The following is a 406-nucleotide window of genomic DNA, read 5'->3' as shown; positions in this document are numbered from 1 at the left end:
GCGGAAAGCCGTCGCGCGCGGTCAGCTTGCGGTGATCAGCCTGGATCGAGATTTCCGACAGGATCGACAGGCCGAGCCCGGCGGCGACAGCCGCCTGAATCCCGGCGAGGTTTGCACTGCTGTACGCCATGTGCCAGCGCCGCCCGGTGGCTTCGATCGCATGGATCGCGCGGGTGCGATACAGGCAGCCGCCGGGGAAGAAGATCAGCGGCAGGCTGTCGGCCTTGGCGTTGCAGGGGTGGTTCTTGCTGTTCACCCAGTACACCCGCTCTGGCCAAACCGCGATCGCGTCGGAGCCGCCGGCTTCGCGCTTGAACAGCACGAGATCGAGATCGCCGCGGTCCAGATCGCGCTTCAGGTTCAGGCTCTGGTCGGCGCGGACATCGAGCCGCAGACCGGGCCGCGC

General features: G+C 67.7%; 1 protein-coding gene. It reads right to left on the bottom strand.

Features of this window, described 5'->3' with window-relative positions; all coding sequences use genetic code 11:
- The coding region (locus DY467_RS25855) for a LysR substrate-binding domain-containing protein (protein ID WP_246701655.1) at positions 1–406 on the bottom strand (406 nt) is incomplete at both ends.

It is taken from the genome of Rhodopseudomonas sp. BR0G17 (genome assembly GCF_010907025.1).
Taxonomy (GTDB): domain Bacteria; phylum Pseudomonadota; class Alphaproteobacteria; order Rhizobiales; family Xanthobacteraceae; genus Rhodopseudomonas; species Rhodopseudomonas palustris_H.
Note: the sequence above shows the minus strand (reverse complement) of the source record. Positions and strands in the feature narration are given on the sequence as shown.